Consider the following 16,561-nt stretch of genomic DNA (forward strand, 5'->3'; position numbering starts at 1 on the left):
GTTCGCCAGCGGACCGAAAAATCGGCCCGCCGACATCATTCAATAGCCTACAACGTGGCCCAGCACCAATCCCGCGAAGCTTAGAAGATAGACCATCGCCATGAAGGGGAGAATGGCCTTGAGCCACTGCTCATAGCTGACACGCCCCAGCGCGATCATCGCCAGCATCCCGCCGGAGGTGGGAATGATCAGGTTGGTCAGCCCATCGCCGACCTGAAAGGCGGTGATCATGAGCTGACGGCTGATGCCGACCAGATCCGCCAGGGGAATGAGAATCGGCATGGTGACCAGCGCCTGGCCGGAGCCCGAGGGCACGAACAGGTTGATCACGCCCTGGAGGACACTTGCAAGGATGGCCGTGAGCGCGGCGGGTACGCCGCTCAAAAGCCCGCTCAGCCCAAAAACGATGGTGTCGATGATCGACGCCTCGTTGAGGATGACCTGAATCGACGCCGCCAGGCCAATGACCATCGCCCCGGCAGTGACGCTCGAGGCGCCTTCGATCAAGCGCGCAACGATGCCGTTGGGCGATAGCCCGTTCAGCGCCCCGATCACGATCGCCATCAACAGAAACATGGCGGCGATTTCGTTGATGTACCAGCCGCGGGTGAACACGCCGTAAAGCATGACCGCAAGCCCGCCGACGAAGGCCGCAAGCGTTGCCAGGTTGCGCCGGCTCAGCGTGTACTCGTTCAGAGGGCGGCTCATGCCCGCGGCGTCCGGCGACTCCTTGAACGGCATGGGCACCACGCGCTTACAGATATAGAGCGCCAACAAGCTGAGCGAACACAGCAGCAAAAGCGTGCGCAGCCAGGCGCCGGAAAAGGTCGGAAGCTCGGCGATGCCCTGCGCCACGCCCACCGTGTAGGGGTTGATCGGCGACAGCGCAAACCCCACGCCGATACCGCCCACCGCCATGGTGGTACCGACCAGGCTCGAACAGCCGATGGCGCTGGCGATCAGCACCGCGATCGGCACCAGCGCGATGTTGTTCTCATAGCCCACGGCGACGCCAAAAAAGCCGTAGATGAAGGTACCCACGGTAATGATCAGGTTGCGCCGGTGAACGCCGACCTTGTTCACCGCCACGCCGATAGCGTTTTCCAGTGCCCCGGTCTTTTGCAGAATATGAAAGAGCCCGCCGGCGATGAACACGATGAACAGATACTGTGAGGCGTTGATCAGCCCCTGAGGAATGGCCACGAAGATATCAAAAGGCGCGATCGCGGCAACATCGTCCAAATAGCGAAACGACTCCGGTACCACCAGGGTACGGCCGGCCTCGGTCACGCGTTCGAACTCCCCGGCGGGAATGACGAAGGTTAGCAGATAGGTCGCGACCAGAATGATGAAGATCAGGACCATGGGATCCGGCACCGTGCGGTACCAGGGGCTTGGCTTATCAGGAGTGGGAGCGGGCGTCATGAGGGGCCTTTTCGCGGGTGTCGTGTAAGGCGGCCGATCAACTCGGGCGCCGGGCGAAGAAGGCGTATCTTACCAGTGGCCGCTAGCGTGGAATCAAGATGACCAGAACCAGCGCTTTTTGGGTGCCGGCGCCGCCGCGCTCAAAAGTGCGGCGTTAAGGGTAAGGACGATGGCGCCGAGCTGGCGATGACAAAACGCGCTGCTCAAAACGCCGGGGCACTGTTTGAGCAGCAGCTCGCACTGGTTTGCGGCCAGGCAGAGCCTGGTGTGGGCCTCGGGCGGGAGCGTCGATTTGGCCGTTTCGCTAACGCGGGCAAGCTCGCCGGCGAGCATCGAAAGCGTGCCGGTATCGAGCCAGCAGGGCAGCGGGTCCTCAAGGCGCGGGGCGATCGAGTGCTGCATCGCTTCAAAAGAAGTGCGCAGCAACAAAACGCTCTGGCGAAGCTGGCGCTGATCCCTGGGTACACTCCACCGTTTCATGCGGGCTCTCCTGCGGGCGACTCGGTTAAATTAAAATGTTTCTCATTTGTATTTATGCGAGACGATAGCGTGTGCCCGTCATCGTGTCAATGACGGGGCGGGGGAGTCATGCGCCGCTTCAAGCCGTCAGCAGATAGACGCCTTGAATCAAATAGAACGCGCCGATGGCGGTCACGATCCAGCGCGTCCAGGCGCGGAAGTTGGCGTCGGTCAAGCGGTGCAGAATACGCGTGCCGGTTTGGGTGCCTAACAGTGCAAAGGGGGCGGCCAGCGCCACCATGGCCCAGTCGCCGGCGCCGAGGGCGAGCGCCGAGCCGAGATAAAACAGAATCTTGATGCTGTGGGCGACGACCTGAATCATCGCCTTGGTGGCCACCACCTGGCGGCGGTCCATGTCCGAGCGCACGAAGAAGATGTCGATCAAGGGCCCGGAAACGCCGGCGGCGATGGTGAGCCCGCCGGAGGCCAGCCCGCACGCGAGCGCGTGGCTTGCGCGGTTGGCGTTGAGCGCGAACCAGCGCTTGGGTACCCAGACCAGAATCGGTAAAAGCCCGATCAAAATCGATACCGTGGCGGCGTCGGGGCTGTAGTCGAATAACAGCAGCAGCCCCGCCGCGCCGGCCACGCCGCCGGCCATCAGCGCCACCACTCGCCAGTTAATGAAGCGCCGGGAAAGCCACGCGCGCGAGGCGTTGGCGGTGAGCTGAATCACCCCGTGCACCGCCATGGCGGAGGCCGCGGGAAAGATCAGCAGCAAAAACCAGAGCAGTACCAGCCCGCCGGCCATGCCGAAAATGCCGGATAGAAGCGACGTACAAAAGACCACGCCGACGAAGAGGGCGCCGATCAAAACGGCCATGCAGACTCCTTAGCGGCAAAAAGGCCATACCTGGTAGAACTTGCGGCACTGAAACTCTGCCTCGCAGGCGTTGAGTTGGGACTGGTAGCGCCCCGCGCGGCTCGCGACCTGACGCCCGGCGCGCAGTACGTGGGGTTTATTGCGATAGGTGCCGCGCTGATAGCCGCCGGCGCCTTCGTGGTAGGCGTAGTAAAGATGCTCCGGGTTTTGCAGCGAGATGCCGGTTTGCGCGCGGGTGCGGGCGTTGTACCAGCCAATGAAGTCCGTGGCATGCTTCATGTGGGTACGCCGGGCAAAGAGGCTGCCCGCCTGATCGCGGTACTCGCCCCACACCGGGTCCTGGGCCTGGGCGTAGCCCTTGGCCGACGAGGGCCGGGGGCCGGGAATGAAGCCGAGATAGTACTTGCGGTCCGGGCGCACGTGGCTTCGAAACGAGGACTCCTGCTGAATGAAGGACATTTGCGTGGCGATCGGCGTACCCCACTGATTTTCCGAGTCGCGGGCGTAGTCGTACCAGCTTGGCTGCTCGCGAAAGATCTCGCACACGTTGCTCTGATCCTGCGGCGGGCTGGGGGCGAACGCCGCGCAGCCTGAAAGCGTAAGCAGCGCGCAAAGTGCCCAAAGGGGGCGCGCGTAAGCGTCGCTCATTGTACGTAAATGACGCATGGCGTCTCCTGTTCGATCCCTGATGTTATCGTTTCTCTAGCGTGTTGGATTGGCGCAGCAGCGCGGCCAGGTGGTGGCGCAGGCGCTGAACTTCGCGGCTCAGCGTATCGCCGGAGAGCATGCCCACCCCCATGACCAGCCCCGAGCGGGCATCATTTGGCGCACACACCGGGCTAAGCGGGCGCACGATGAGGTGCTCTCTCAAAAGCGCCTGAGCGATGGCGACGTCGTCCACCCCGGGCTCGAACTCCACGCACAGGCTGATGGTGCTGCTCGGCGGTGAGACGCGCTTGACCCGGGGCAGGCGCTCAAGCTGGTCGTGCAGCACCTGCTGGCGGCCCAGATAGTCGCGCTGAATGCGTCGGCACCAGCTGTCCAGGTCGCCGTCGAATATGAACTGGGCGAGCACCGCCTGGTCGAGCATGCGGCCTTCGCGAAAAAGCTCGCTTCTCAGCCGGTTCATCGGCTCTGCCAGGTGGTGTGGCACTACCAGATAGCCCAGGCGCAGGCCCGGAAACATCATCTTGGAAAACGAGCCTACCAGCAAATGGCGCGACGAGCCGGGATCGAACAGAAGCTCGGTGTGATCATCCCGGGTGAACTCGTAGTCGTCCTCCACCACGTAGGCGGGCTGGAGCGCTTCACAAAACGCGCGCTTGTGCCGGGCGCTGGCAGGCATGCTCAGCGGGTAGTGGTGCGAGCCGGTCAGGTACGCCAGCGCCACCGGCCCGCCCGGGCGCTCCAAACGATAGCCGTCGTTTGGGTGCCAGGCACGCATGTCGACGGCAAGTCCTGCGGCGGTGAAGATGTTGCGCGCGCCCCAGTAGCAGGGCGACTCCATCGCGACGGTGTCGCCGACGTCGGTCAGCGCCATGGCGCACAGCTCGATGCCGTTGTGGGTACCGTCGGTAATGATGATCTGATCCACGTCGCAGTCGATGTTGCGCCAGCGCGCGAGAAAATCGCGAATCGCGCGCTTGAGCGGCCCGTACCCGCCGGTGGAGTAGGAGAGCAGCAGCGCGTTCTGCGCCACCGTGACGCTGCCATAGAGCTGGCGCCAGCGGCGCATCGGAAAGCGGGCGATGTCAGGAATGCCGGGCATGAAGGCGCCGCTTTGAATACGGCTCGACCCGGGGGCGCCGAGCACCTGACGGGCGCGCCGGGAAAGCGGTGCGGAAAGCGGATTGGGAGTTGGCGCCAACGGCGGCTTGCGCACCCAGGTGCCCTGGCCGTGAGCGGTCTTCAATAACGCTTCGCCGCGCAGCGTCTCGATCGCCTGAGCCATGGTCTGGCGTGCGCAGCCGGCGGCCTCAGAAAGCGCCCGGTGCGAGGGCAAGCGGCTGCCCTGGCTCCAGCGCTGGGTAATGGCCAGGCGCAGCGCCTGCTCGATGCGCACCTGTTTGTTGAGCCGCCCGGGCTGGGCCTGGTAGAGCTCGGCAAACTGCTCGAGCATTTCCTGGACGGTCATGGACGCTCCTTCAACGCTTTTATCCAACGCGCTATGTCACCAACAAATCAGAACGTTATCACACGTTCGATAAAAGTGGTCTAGTCCAACCGTGCAATGGTCCATTCGCTTGGGTGGTTTTGCCTGCTAGCGTGTACTAAAGAGCGCTCCCTCGCCGAATGGGCGGGGGCGCCCTGTCATAACAATGCGCCACGCTCACACAACAACCAATCACTCCTGGGAAGATACCATCATGACGACATCAACTCCTGAACAGGCAAAGCTTGTTCGCGTGTTGGCACGCGGGGACGTGCTGGCACTGGCCTTCGGGGCCATGATCGGGTGGGGCTGGATCGTACTGACCGGCACCGCCATTCAATCCGCCGGTAGTCTCGGCGCCATTCTGGCCTTCATCGTGGGCGGCATCGCGATTCTGCTGGTGGGCCTGACCTACGCCGAGCTCGCCTCGGCGATGCCGAAAGTCGGCGGCGAACACGTTTACAGCTACCGGGCACTGGGCCACGGCGCCTCGTTTCTGTGTACCTGGGCGATCATTCTGGGCTATTTGAGCGTGGTGGCGTTCGAGGCCGTGGCGCTGCCGACGGTGGTCGAATACATCGCGCCCAACTACGCCGTGGGGCATCTGTGGACCATTGCCGGTTGGGAAGTGAAGGCGACCTGGGTGGCGGTCGGCGTGGGCGGCTCGCTCATCATGATGATGGTCAACTACTTCGGCGTGACCACCGCTGCGCTTTTGCAGAAAGTCGTCACCGGATTGATTCTGGTGGTGGGTGTGATGTTCATCACCGGCGCGCTTTTCGAAGGCAACACCGCCAATATGACGCCGCTGTTCGCTTCCGGCGAGGCAGGTATGGCCGCGGGTATCATGGCCGTGCTGGTCATGGTGCCGTTTCTCTTCGTCGGCTTCGACGTCATCCCCCAGGCCGCCGAAGAGATCAACCTGCCCTACAAGGCGATCGGTAAGGTACTGATGCTTTCCGTGCTGCTGGCCGTGGCCTGGTACTCGCTGATCATTCTGGGCACCAGCCTGATGCTCGATAGCGCAGCACTCGAAAACGCGAGTTTGACCGTGCCGGAAGCCATGGGTGTGCTGTTTGACGCCGACTGGGCGAGCAATTTGATGGTCCTGGCCGGCATCGCGGGCATCATCACCAGCTGGAACGCCTTTTACATCGGCGGCTCGCGGGCGATCTACGCCCTGGCCTCCGCCGGCATGCTGCCCCAGACCTTTGCCAAGCTGCACCCGCGCTACAAGACGCCGACCAACGCCGTCTTTCTGATGGGTTTTCTCTCCTGCATCGCGCCGTTTTTCGGTCGCCCGGCGCTGGTGTGGATCGTCGATGCCGGTGGTTTGGGCATCGTCATCGCCTACCTGTTCGTCGCGATCTCTTTCATCGTGCTACGGGTGCGCGAGCCGGACATGCCGCGCCCGTTTCGCGTGAGCTTCGGCATGCCCTGCGGCGTGGCCGCCGTGCTGATGTCACTCGCCATGGCGTTTCTTTACCTGCCGGGCAGCCCCGCCGCGCTCACCGGCGCCGAGTGGATCATTTTTGCCGGCTGGTCGGTTCTAGGGCTGGCGCTGTACGTCTATTCGCTGCGCACCTATGGGCGCGCCTACAGCGACCGTCACATGTTGGACGACTTGTAACGTTTCATTCATTCAGGAGCACTTCATGAGCTTTATCGATCAATGGTTGAACGACAGCGTCCCGGCGCTCATCGGCGGGCAGTGGCGCAAGGGTGAGTCAACCTTCGCCGTCGACAACCCGGCCACCGGTGAGACCATCGCCCGCGTCGCGGAGCTTGGCGGTCGCGACACCGAAGAGGCCGTCGCGGCGGCGTATGAGGCCGGCCCCGCCTGGCGTGCCACCCCGGTCAAGGAGCGCGCGAAGATCCTGCGTCGCTGGTTCGAGCTGATCATCGAGCATACCGACGACCTGGCCCGGCTGATGACCCTTGAGCAGGGCAAGCCGCTGGCCGAAGCGAAAGGCGAGGTTGGTTACGGTGCCTCGTTCATCGAGTTCTTTGCTGAAGAAGCCAAGCGCATGGCCGGCGAAACCCTGCCAGGCCACGCCGCCGACAAGCGGATTCTGGTCACGCGCGAGCCGGTCGGCGTGGTGGCCGCCATCACGCCCTGGAACTTCCCGCTGGCGATGATCACCCGCAAGTGCGCTCCGGCGCTGGCCGCTGGCTGCACCGTCGTGATCAAGCCCGCCGAGGCCACGCCGCTGACGGCACTCGCCGCGGCGTACCTGGGCCGCGAGGCGGGGCTGCCTGCCGGCACCATCAACGTGGTTACCGCCAGCCAACCCGCTGAGGTGGGCGAGGTGCTCACCACGGATTCGCGGGTGCGCAAGGTGTCGTTTACCGGCTCCACGCCGGTCGGCAAGCGCCTGCTCGCCCAGTGCGCCAGCACGGTCAAAAAGACCGCCATGGAGCTGGGTGGCAACGCGCCGTTCATCGTCTTCGATGACGCGGATCTCGACGCCGCGGTCGACGGCGCCATCGCCTCGAAATTCCGTAACGCCGGGCAAACCTGTGTCTGCACCAACCGCTTTCTGGTCCAGGACGGCGTGTACGACGCTTTCGTCGAAAAGCTCGCCGCTCGCGTTCAGGCGCTGAAGGTCGGCGACGGCCTCGAGGAGGGAAGCATCATCGGCCCGCTGATCAACCAGGCGGCGGTCGACAAGGTGCAGCGCCACGTCAGCGACGCCCAGGGCAAGGGTGCTCGCGTGGTGTGTGGCGGAAGCGTGAGTGAGGCCGGCGAGCGTTTCTACACGCCCACGGTGCTGGCGGACGTGACCACCGAGATGGCCGTGGCCTTTGAAGAGACCTTCGGCCCGGTCGCGCCGGTGTTTCGCTTCGAGCGCGACGAAGAGGCGATTGCCATGGCCAATGACACGCCGTTTGGCCTGGCCGCCTACTTCTACGCCACCGACTACCGCCGCATCTGGCGCACCATGGAGGCGCTCGAATACGGCATGGTCGGCGTCAACGAAGGGCTGATCTCCACCGAGCTTGCGCCCTTTGGCGGCGTGAAGGAGTCCGGGCTTGGCCGTGAAGGCTCGCACCACGGGCTCGATGAGTTTACCGAACTGAAATACGTCTGCGTCGGCGGTCTATAAGAGGAGTTGAAATGACGAACCACGAGTTGAACGAGCTGAAGAACCGCTTTGTCGCCAAGGGCGCCGCGACCCCGACCGCCCAGTTTGCCGAGCGCGCGGAAAATGCCGAAATCTGGGACGCTGACGGCCAGCGCTGGATCGACTTCGCCGGCGGCATCGGCGTGTTGAACCTGGGCCACCGCCACCCGAAAATCGTGGCCGCCGTTGAAGCGCAGCTCAAGAAGGTGATGCACACCAGTGCGGCGGTAATCTCCTACGCGCCCTACGTGCAGCTTTGCCAGAAGCTTTGCGAGCTGACCCCGGTACGCGGGCCCGAGCGCAAGGCGATGCTGGTCAACACCGGCGCCGAGGCGCTGGAAAACGCGGTGAAGATCGCCCGCGCCGCCACTGGCCGCACCGGTATCATCACGTTTGATGGCGCCTTCCACGGGCGCACCATGATGACGCTGGCCATGACCGGCAAGGTGCTGCCCTACAAGAACGACTTCGGCCCGATGCCCGGCGACGTCTTCCGCGCGCCGTTCCCGAACCCGATCCACGGCATCAGCGAAGAGGCCTCATTGGAGGCCCTTCGCACGCTGTTCAAGACCGACATCGCCCCGCACCGCACTGCGGCCATCGTGATCGAGCCGGTCCAGGGCGAAGGCGGCTTCTACATCGCTTCACCGGAGTACCTGCAAGCGCTTCGCGCGCTGTGCGACGAGCACGGCATTTTGTTGATCGCCGACGAAGTGCAGTCCGGCTTCGCGCGTACCGGTAAGCTGTTTGCGCTGGAACACAGCGGTGTCGAAGCGGATCTTCTGACCACCGCCAAGAGCCTGGCCAACGGCATGCCGCTCTCCGCGGTCGTGGGAACCGCTGCCGTCATGGACGCCTCCGGCCCCAATTCGCTCGGCGGTACCTACAGCGGGAACCCCTTGGCCTGCGCGGCGGCGCTGGCGGTGATCGAGACGATCGAAGAAGAGAACATCCTCGCGCGCAGCGAGCAGATGGGCCGCATGCTCGCCGAGCGCTTTGCGGTGTGGGAAGCGCGCTTCGAGCACGTGGCCCACGGCCGCCAGCTTGGCGCGATGGCCGCGTTCGAGCTCGTCGATGAAAACGGCAAGCCCGACCCCGCCGCCACTGCGGTACTCTGCGCCAAGGCGCGCGAGCAGGGCCTGATCCTGTTGTCGTGTGGTTTCTACGGCAACAGCATCCGCATCCTGGTGCCGCTAACGGTATCGAGTGACGTGCTGGATGAGGGCCTCTCCATCATCGAGGCCTCGCTGGAGACGCTCGGCTAAGCCACGAGCGTTTTGACTAAGCCCGCGCTCGCTACAGGCACTCGCCTGTGGCGAGGGCGGGCTTTTTTTATGGTGTCGAAATCGATGACGTCAGCTGAGCGAAGAACGGCACTAACAGTGCAAACAGCTCTGCCTGGGAGGAAATGCGGCACCTGGCATAGAGCTGACGGCGAAACACCTTGACCGTTTGCAGGCTGACATTAAGGTGCAGGCTGATGGAAAGCGAAGAGTGGCCACGCAGGATGAAAAGCGCCACTTCCGCTTGCCGAGGGCTCAGTTGGATGCCGCGCTGCTGATAAAGCGCTTCTCGCAGGCGTTTTTCGAGCGGCAAGGGCGGGGCTTGTTGGGCGCTTTCCGGTCGATAGTGCTGCCAATGGCGGCTGAGAAGCCCGGCCAGGGTGTGTTCGTGACGGCCAAGGGCGGTCAGCTCTGACGGGCTAAACGGCTGATTGCTCGAGCGATCCTTTCCAAAGCAGGCGTTTAGCGTCACGTCATCGTTAAGCTGCGCGAAAATCGCGATTTCATCGAGTAGCGTCGTTTGGCGGTAGTAGTGCTCGTAATAGTGCGTGCGCCAGAAACGATCCGGCGCCACGTCGGCCAGGCGGCGTATACCCCGTACGCCGCCTTTGAGGTGCTCGCGGTAGAACGGATCCAGCAGGTAGGCGCCTTCCAGGTAGTGGCTATCCATCTGTTGATACACCACCGGATCGACGCACTCCCGGTACAGCACGTCGGGGCGTCGCTCTCCCTGATAGGCGATGATGATCAGATTATCGAACGCTGCCAGCTGCTTGACCCAGCCAGAAAAGTGGCTCGTAAAATCCGGGGCGGACAGCGCCATGATCGTATCGGCCAGCTGCTGATCGCGTTTGCTCTGCGTCACTCGCTCCACATCACTCTTTCCATGCCTCTGTTCTCATACCTCTGTTCTCATACCCCCCTGGGGTTATATACGTAGCGGTGCGCTGTCCCTACCTTCTTTATCGGGTGGGTACGAGGCCGTTTCGTCTGGCAGGGGAGCCAGGCAGACGGCCATTGAGTGCCATGCCCCTAATGATAGCAAGTCAGGCAAGCCAAAGCGGATGACCTGGCAACAACGTCGTGACGACCGGTCGCAAGACGCGCCGGTATGGTTGACGATGCCTTTAGGAGACACATCATGATAGATAATAATATCAAGCTGGAAAGAACGTTATCGCTCAAGGCGGTAGTGCTATTTGGGCTTGCTTACATGACACCCTTGATCGTGCTGGGTACGTTCGGTGTCATTGCCAGTACCAGTCAAGGGGCAGTGCCCACCGCGTATTTGATCACCACCATCGCCATGCTGTTCACTGCCTATAGTTACGGCATCATGGCGCGCGCCTATCCGATCGCCGGGTCAGCCTATACCTATACACGCAAGGCCATCGATTCCCGCGTCGGTTTCATGGTGGGCTGGAGCGTACTGCTGGATTATTTCTTTTTACCCATGGTGATCTGGCTGATCGGTGCGGCCTATCTCAATGCGCGCTTTCCCGAGGTCCCCAGCTGGCTATTTTTGCTGGGCTTCATTGGCATCACCACGAGCCTGAACGTTTACGGGATCAAGATGGCGTCCCGGGTGAACTCGCTGTTGATGGTTTTTCAGATATTGGTGATCGTCTTCTTCGTGCTGCTGTCGGTGCGCCACGTCGTCTCCTCCGGCGGTGCGAGTTCACTGTTCAGCATGGGGCCGTTTTTGGGCGATAACGCCGGCTTTACGGCGATCGCCGCCGGGGCTGCCGTGGCGGCCTACTCTTTTCTGGGATTCGATGCCGTGACGACGCTCACCGAGGAGACCATCGAGCCCCGGCGCAACATTCCACTCGCCATCATGCTGACGGCGCTGATCGGCGGCGGTATCTACGTGCTGGTAGGCTATACCACCCAGCTCGTACACCCAGGTAGTGAGTTCATCAATGCCGATTCCGCTGCTTTCGAAATCGCCACGATGATCGGGGCAGATCTTTTCGGCGCCGTGTTTCTGGCCGGGCTGGTGTTGGCCCAGTTCACCTCGGGGCTTGCCGCTCAGGCCAGCGCTTCGCGGCTTCTTTATGCCATGGGCCGCGACGCCGTTTTGCCTCGCCGACTGTTCGGTGCGCTTCATGCGCGCTTTCGTACGCCGGTATTCAATATCGTGCTGACCGGCGCCATCGGTGTCGTCGCGCTGTTCCTCGATGTGCTCTCGGCCGCCTCCTTCATCAATTTCGGCGCGTTCATCGCCTTTATCATGGTCAATCTGTCGGTGCTCTTCATGGTGAACCGGGACGCTGACGCCAGGCACCGCTACGGGGTCGTCAAGGGCATGCTGATCCCTCTGGTGGGTGCCGGCGTCAACCTATGGCTGATGAGCCAGTTGGACAGCAATGCCTTTGTGTTGGGCGCCATCTGGCTGGCCATCGGGCTGGTTCAATTGATCTATCTGACCCGAGGCTTTCGACAGCCGCCTCCCGAGGTAGACTTCGATGACTCGGATGGCTCGTCACACACCGAGACGTCAAACGCTCGCTAAGGAGGCACCCCATGGCCCGATACTTGCCGATACTAATGATGCAGGAGGTCGCTCGCCTGCACGGTAGTGACGCCGAGCTCCAGGCGTTCGAAGCCGAAATCGCCGCGCAGCTCAGCGATTTCGGCGCCGACTTCGAGCAGCCCCGAATGGTGGTCTATCCTGAGATGCACCTGTGCAGCGCCTCGGGCACTCCCGAACAGCGCAAGAGCCAACTGGAAGCCGCGGCGGAGCCGGTCGACGGCCCCCGCGACCGGCACTTGTCACGTATCGCGCGCCATCTGGGGATCTGGCTGCTACCCGGTTCGGTGTGTGAGCGCGGCAGCGACGGGTACCTCTATAACACGGCGCCGGTCTACTCGCCCGACGGCGAACGCGTTGCCGCCTATCGCAAGTGCTTTCCCTGGCGCCCCTTTGAACCCTACCGGCCCGGAAATCGCGTGGAGGTGTTCGACGTGCCGGGCATCGGCCGTGTAGGCCTGGCCATCTGTTACGATATCTGGTTCCCCGAAACGGTACGCCAGCTTGCGTGGCTGGGGGCCGACGTCATCATCAACCAGGTCGCCACGACCACCTGCGATCGGGCTCAGGAACAGATCCTCGTTCAGGCCAACGCCATCTTCAACCAGGTCTACATGGTGAGCGTCAATGCCGCGACGCCTTCAGGGGAAGGGCAGAGCCTGGTCGTGGACCCGGAAGGTCGTATTCGAGCACGCATGCCCGGCGCCACGGCGGGAACGCTGACCGACGTGCTCAACCTGGAGGAGGTCGAACGCGTGCGAACCTTCGGAACAGCGGGCTTGAACCGTATGTGGTCTCAATTTCGAGACGATGATCCGGTGCTTGAACTACCCATGTACGAAGGCCGTTTGGACCCTGGCAAGTGGGCACATCGCGCGTAACGCCTTTGTTAAAAGGTGAGCTTGCGCCCATCGTGGTGGTATCGATAGCCCGCCCCCACCGCAAGCGTTTGCCTGCGACGGGGGCGGGCCTCGCTTTTTAAGGCTATATTAGTTCTCCTGAAAATGACGCCCGGCCGGGCGTCATTTTATGGGATCGTCACCGTTTTAAATCCCCGGGAGCCCCGATGAGCCTGTTTTCTCTGGTGAGCGTACTGATCACGCTCGCCGCCGTATCGAGCTACTTTAATTACCGCTATATCAAGCTGCCGACGACGATCGGCGTCATGCTGGTCGCGCTACTTGGCTCGCTCGCGCTGATTTTGATCAGCCCCTATAACGACGGCCTTCGCGATGAAGCCACCGCTCTGGTGGCGCGCATCGACTTCGACCAGGTAGTGCTGCACGGGCTGCTGGCGTTTTTGCTGTTCGCCGCCGCCATTCACGTCAAGTTCGACCATTTGCGCCGGGAGTGGCTGCCCATCGGGCTACTCGCCGTGGTGGGCACGCTGATGTCCACGTTCATCGTGGGAACGCTTGCCTGGTGGATACTCGGCTGGATGGGGCTCGGCATTCCTTTCATGCACGCGCTTCTGTTCGGTGCGCTGATCTCACCGACCGACCCCATTGCGGTGGTCGCGATCATGAAATCCGTCGGTGTCTCGCAGCAGCTCGAAAGCCAGATCAGCGGAGAGTCGCTGTTCAACGACGGCCTGGGCGTGGTGGTGTTCATGGTGCTGTTACAGCTCGCAGGGCTCGACGGGGCACAGCAGGGCTCGCACCTTGGCTCGCCGATCGACGCGGCGGCGGTCGGCTTTTTACTGCTCAAGGAGGTGGGCGGGGCGCTGCTTTTGGCGTGCGCCGTGGGCTATACCACCCACCAGATGCTCAAGCGCGTCGATAACTATCAGGTCGAGGTGCTGATCACCCTGGCGCTCGCCATGGGGCTTTACGCCCTGGCAGACGGCCTGCACCTGTCCGCGCCCATCGCCGTGGTGATCGCGGGGCTGTTCGTGGGCAACCACGGACGACAGTTCGCGATGTCGGATGAAACCCGTGAAAACGTCGATACCTTCTGGGAGCTGATCGACGAGATACTCAACGTGGTGCTGTTCTTTTTGATCGGCCTGGAGCTTTTGATTCTGCCCATCGAGCGCGCCTGGCTGTTGGCCGGCGCACTGATGATTCCTGTCGTGGTCGGCGCGCGCGGCTTCTGCGTCTCCTTGATCATGGGCACGCTCAAGCGGGTCAGGGAGCAATCACCCGGGACGATCCGGATTCTCACCTGGGGCGGGCTGCGTGGTGGTATTTCGGTGGCCATGGCGCTGTCGCTGCCCGAGGGCGATCTGAGAAACCTGGTGCTGACGCTCACCTACTGCGTGGTGGTGTTCTCGATCGTCGTCCAGGGGCTTTCAATGGGGAAGGTGATTCGCTGGAGCAGCCGCGGGTAACCCCTGACACTTGGGCCCTCAAGACCGGCGTGAAGCCGCCGATAAAAGGTTAATCTCTGTTAAAATAGGCTAGCGAATGCAGCGATTCCTTGCCGGTCTTGTGGTGGCCTTGGCCATCGTGTTGATTGGATATATCAGTTTATTTTCTATTTGGACAAACACCAATGAGTTCGATTCTTATGCCCTGACGGGCAGATTGGCCGATGAGCTTGAGTATCTGACAGGTACCAATGACCATCGCTTTTTAGAAGCAGAAGATGCCGCTCGTGCAGGTGGATGGCAATCCAATCAAAAGCCTACGCTTAACCTGGGAAATCGGTCAGAGGGTGCTTGGGTGCGTTTTCGGGTGGAGAACCGCTCACCAGAGCCTTTAGAGCGTTTGCTCATGGTCGACTGGAGCTACCACCTGATCGAAGCGCGAGTGTTCGACCGTGCAAACGGCCAATGGTCGGCCCCGGTTCACACCGGCAATTTCATCGAGCATTCCCAGCGAGGTATCGCAAGCCCCGTGCTGGCTCTGCCCATCACACTACCCTCGGGCCCTGCCGAGGTTTATTTGCGCTTGGAGAGTCAGCTGCCCCTGATTCTTCCCATGCGAATGGTCGACCGTGAAACGTTCCATCGTGAAGCGCTTTATGACTATCTGCGTATGGGCGCTTTCTTCGGTGCCATGCTGGTCATGATGCTCTACAGCGCGTCGCTGTTTATTTTCATTCGTGATCGTTCCTATATTTATTACTGCTGCTATTTGGCGGCGATCATTCTTTATGTAGGGAGTATTTACAGCTACGGCTCCTATTTTCTGTGGTCGGAGTGGCCGTGGTTCAATCTGCGCGTGGATTTCCTGTCGATTGGTCTAGCGTTTTTATCTGCCTGTGTTTTTGAACGTCAGTTTTTGAACATCAAAAGCGAAGGGCGCTGGCTTGAGCGCTGCATCAATATGATTATCTTTTACTGGTCGAGCGTCGTTCTGGTATCTCTATTGTTCCCGCAGTATGCCTATGAGCTCTTTATAGAAGAGGCGGGCGCTCTCACATGTATCGTGATGTTGGGTATTGCGTTCATCATATGGCAGCGGGGCAATGTTTCTGCCGGTTATTTTTTCATTGCGTGGTTATGTCTGGTGACATCCACCTTCTTTCTAATGCTGGCAATGAGCGGAGTTTTATCCATGAACTTCGCTATACGTGCGGCCCAACTGCTTGGCTTTATTCTGGAGTTTCTGCTGCTATCCATTGCCCTGGCAGAGCGTATCAGTCGTGAAAGAGCCTCTCGAATGGAAGCTCAAAAAGCACTTCTGGTAGTGCAAGAGCAAAACACGAAGGTGCTCGAAAAGAAGGTGGCCTTGCGCACTCGTCAGCTGGAGGAGGCCAATCGGGAACTGTTGCATTTGAGTACCACCGACCCGCTTACCGGCCTCAATAATCGTCGCGGTTTCGAGGAGAAGTTCGATGAAGCGCTCGAGCTTAGCCTTGAGAAGAGCGTACCACTGGCGTTTCTGATGATCGATATCGATCACTTCAAAGCGATCAACGATACCCATGGCCACAACGTCGGCGATGAGTGCCTGGCCCTGGTGGGTAAAACGCTGGTTCACTACTGCCAGGGGGACAATGCGTTTGCCGGGCGCCTCGGTGGGGAGGAGTTCGCCACTGTATTTTATGGCCTCTCAAGCGAAAGGGCCGAGGCGATGGCCGAGCGAATTCGAACGGCCATCGCGGAGTTGATCGTAGCAACGACCGGAGAGCCGATTTGGTTCACGGTCAGCATTGGTGTGGCCACGGGGTTAGCCCATCTCGATGACACTTTGCCCACCTTTGCCGAAGAGGCCGACAAGTCGCTCTATCAGGCAAAGCTTCAGGGACGGAATCGCGTTGTTCTCTCTGTACGCCAGGAGAGAGAAGAGCGCTTGCGGCCCATTAGCAGCACTCTTTTCGACGACAACCCTATGCTGCCTGCGAAGTAAGCCTTGGCGAGGCGGGCGCCGGCCTGGCATCGTCAAGGCCGGCGCCTATACTGAGCGCATACTTCGTTGCATGAGGATGCGCGCCATGACGTCACGAAAACTTCCTTCCGGTGCCGGCGATGTCGCCGACGAATACCCCGACGTATGGAGCGCCTACGCCGCGCTCGGTAAGGCGTGCGCCGAGGCCGGGCCGATGGAGGCGCGAAGCCGCCGGCTGGTCAAGCTGGCGCTGGCCGTCGGTAACCGCTCCGAAGGCGCGGTGCACTCCCACGTGCGCCGTGGGCTCGAAGAGGGCATCAGCGCCGAGGAACTCAAGCAGGTGGCAATGCTGGCGGTGCCGACCATCGGCTTTCCCGCTGCCGTAGCGGCGCTGACCTGGATCACCGATATCACCGACGCGAACTGATCC

The 16,561-nt window shown here is 61.5% G+C and carries 14 protein-coding genes; 8 read left to right on the top strand and 6 right to left on the bottom strand.

Going from position 1 to position 16,561, the window contains the following annotated elements:
* Nucleotides 1–39: 39 nt before the first annotated feature.
* From OCT39_RS01580 to OCT39_RS01600, 5 genes are all read right to left on the bottom strand, one after another.
* Nucleotides 40–1,425 carry a YfcC family protein gene (locus OCT39_RS01580; RefSeq protein WP_263585956.1) on the bottom strand — a complete coding sequence of 462 codons (1,386 nt, stop codon included), beginning with the start codon at nucleotides 1,423–1,425 and terminating at the stop codon, nucleotides 40–42.
* A 93-nt stretch (nucleotides 1,426–1,518) separates the two neighbouring features.
* Nucleotides 1,519–1,905 carry a hypothetical protein gene (locus OCT39_RS01585; RefSeq protein WP_263585957.1) on the bottom strand — a complete coding sequence of 129 codons (387 nt, stop codon included), beginning with the start codon at nucleotides 1,903–1,905 and terminating at the stop codon, nucleotides 1,519–1,521.
* Nucleotides 1,906–2,023: 118 nt separating this feature from the next.
* A complete protein-coding gene (locus OCT39_RS01590) occupies nucleotides 2,024–2,764 on the bottom strand; it encodes a sulfite exporter TauE/SafE family protein (RefSeq protein ID WP_263585958.1) in 741 nt (246 codons plus the stop codon).
* A 9-nt stretch (nucleotides 2,765–2,773) separates the two neighbouring features.
* A complete protein-coding gene (locus OCT39_RS01595) occupies nucleotides 2,774–3,430 on the bottom strand; it encodes a lysozyme-like domain containing protein (RefSeq protein ID WP_263585959.1) in 657 nt (218 codons plus the stop codon).
* A gap of 25 nt (nucleotides 3,431–3,455) precedes the next feature.
* On the bottom strand, nucleotides 3,456–4,898 hold the full coding sequence (locus tag OCT39_RS01600; protein WP_263585960.1) for a PLP-dependent aminotransferase family protein: 1,443 nt from the start codon (nucleotides 4,896–4,898) through the stop codon (nucleotides 3,456–3,458).
* A gap of 232 nt (nucleotides 4,899–5,130) precedes the next feature.
* Here OCT39_RS01600 and OCT39_RS01605 point away from each other — a divergent pair, with 232 nt between their 5' ends.
* The 3 genes from OCT39_RS01605 to gabT are packed head-to-tail and all read left to right on the top strand — an operon-like array spanning nucleotide 5,131 to nucleotide 9,306.
* Nucleotides 5,131–6,546 (top strand): APC family permease, encoded by a 1,416-nt coding sequence (locus tag OCT39_RS01605; protein WP_263585961.1) that lies wholly within the window; start codon nucleotides 5,131–5,133, stop codon nucleotides 6,544–6,546.
* 25 nt (nucleotides 6,547–6,571) lie between these two features.
* Nucleotides 6,572–8,023, top strand: coding sequence for an NAD-dependent succinate-semialdehyde dehydrogenase (locus OCT39_RS01610; RefSeq protein WP_263585962.1), 1,452 nt, complete (start codon nucleotides 6,572–6,574; stop codon nucleotides 8,021–8,023).
* A gap of 11 nt (nucleotides 8,024–8,034) precedes the next feature.
* Nucleotides 8,035–9,306, top strand: a complete 1,272-nt coding sequence (gabT, locus tag OCT39_RS01615; RefSeq protein ID WP_263585963.1) for a 4-aminobutyrate--2-oxoglutarate transaminase — start codon at nucleotides 8,035–8,037, stop codon at nucleotides 9,304–9,306.
* A gap of 67 nt (nucleotides 9,307–9,373) precedes the next feature.
* Here gabT and OCT39_RS01620 read toward each other — a convergent pair whose 3' ends face one another.
* Complete coding sequence (locus OCT39_RS01620) at nucleotides 9,374–10,198, bottom strand: helix-turn-helix transcriptional regulator (RefSeq protein ID WP_263585964.1); 825 nt, start codon at nucleotides 10,196–10,198, stop codon at nucleotides 9,374–9,376.
* 267 nt (nucleotides 10,199–10,465) lie between these two features.
* Here OCT39_RS01620 and OCT39_RS01625 point away from each other — a divergent pair, with 267 nt between their 5' ends.
* From OCT39_RS01625 to OCT39_RS01645, 5 genes are all read left to right on the top strand, one after another.
* Complete coding sequence (locus OCT39_RS01625; RefSeq protein ID WP_263585965.1) at nucleotides 10,466–11,839, top strand: APC family permease; 1,374 nt, start codon at nucleotides 10,466–10,468, stop codon at nucleotides 11,837–11,839.
* A gap of 11 nt (nucleotides 11,840–11,850) precedes the next feature.
* The gene (locus tag OCT39_RS01630) at nucleotides 11,851–12,738 is read left to right on the top strand and encodes a carbon-nitrogen hydrolase family protein (protein WP_263585966.1); all 888 of its coding nucleotides are present in this window, start codon (nucleotides 11,851–11,853) and stop codon (nucleotides 12,736–12,738) included.
* Between the two features lie 185 nt (nucleotides 12,739–12,923).
* Nucleotides 12,924–14,186 (top strand): cation:proton antiporter, encoded by a 1,263-nt coding sequence (locus OCT39_RS01635; RefSeq protein ID WP_263585967.1) that lies wholly within the window; start codon nucleotides 12,924–12,926, stop codon nucleotides 14,184–14,186.
* Between the two features lie 76 nt (nucleotides 14,187–14,262).
* Complete coding sequence (locus OCT39_RS01640; protein WP_263585968.1) at nucleotides 14,263–16,152, top strand: diguanylate cyclase; 1,890 nt, start codon at nucleotides 14,263–14,265, stop codon at nucleotides 16,150–16,152.
* 85 nt (nucleotides 16,153–16,237) lie between these two features.
* Nucleotides 16,238–16,558, top strand: a complete 321-nt coding sequence (locus tag OCT39_RS01645) for a carboxymuconolactone decarboxylase family protein (RefSeq protein ID WP_263585969.1) — start codon at nucleotides 16,238–16,240, stop codon at nucleotides 16,556–16,558.
* Nucleotides 16,559–16,561: the final 3 nt, after the last annotated feature.

This window comes from Halomonas sp. GD1P12, from assembly GCF_025725645.1.
In the GTDB taxonomy this organism is placed as follows: Bacteria; Pseudomonadota; Gammaproteobacteria; order Pseudomonadales; family Halomonadaceae; genus Vreelandella.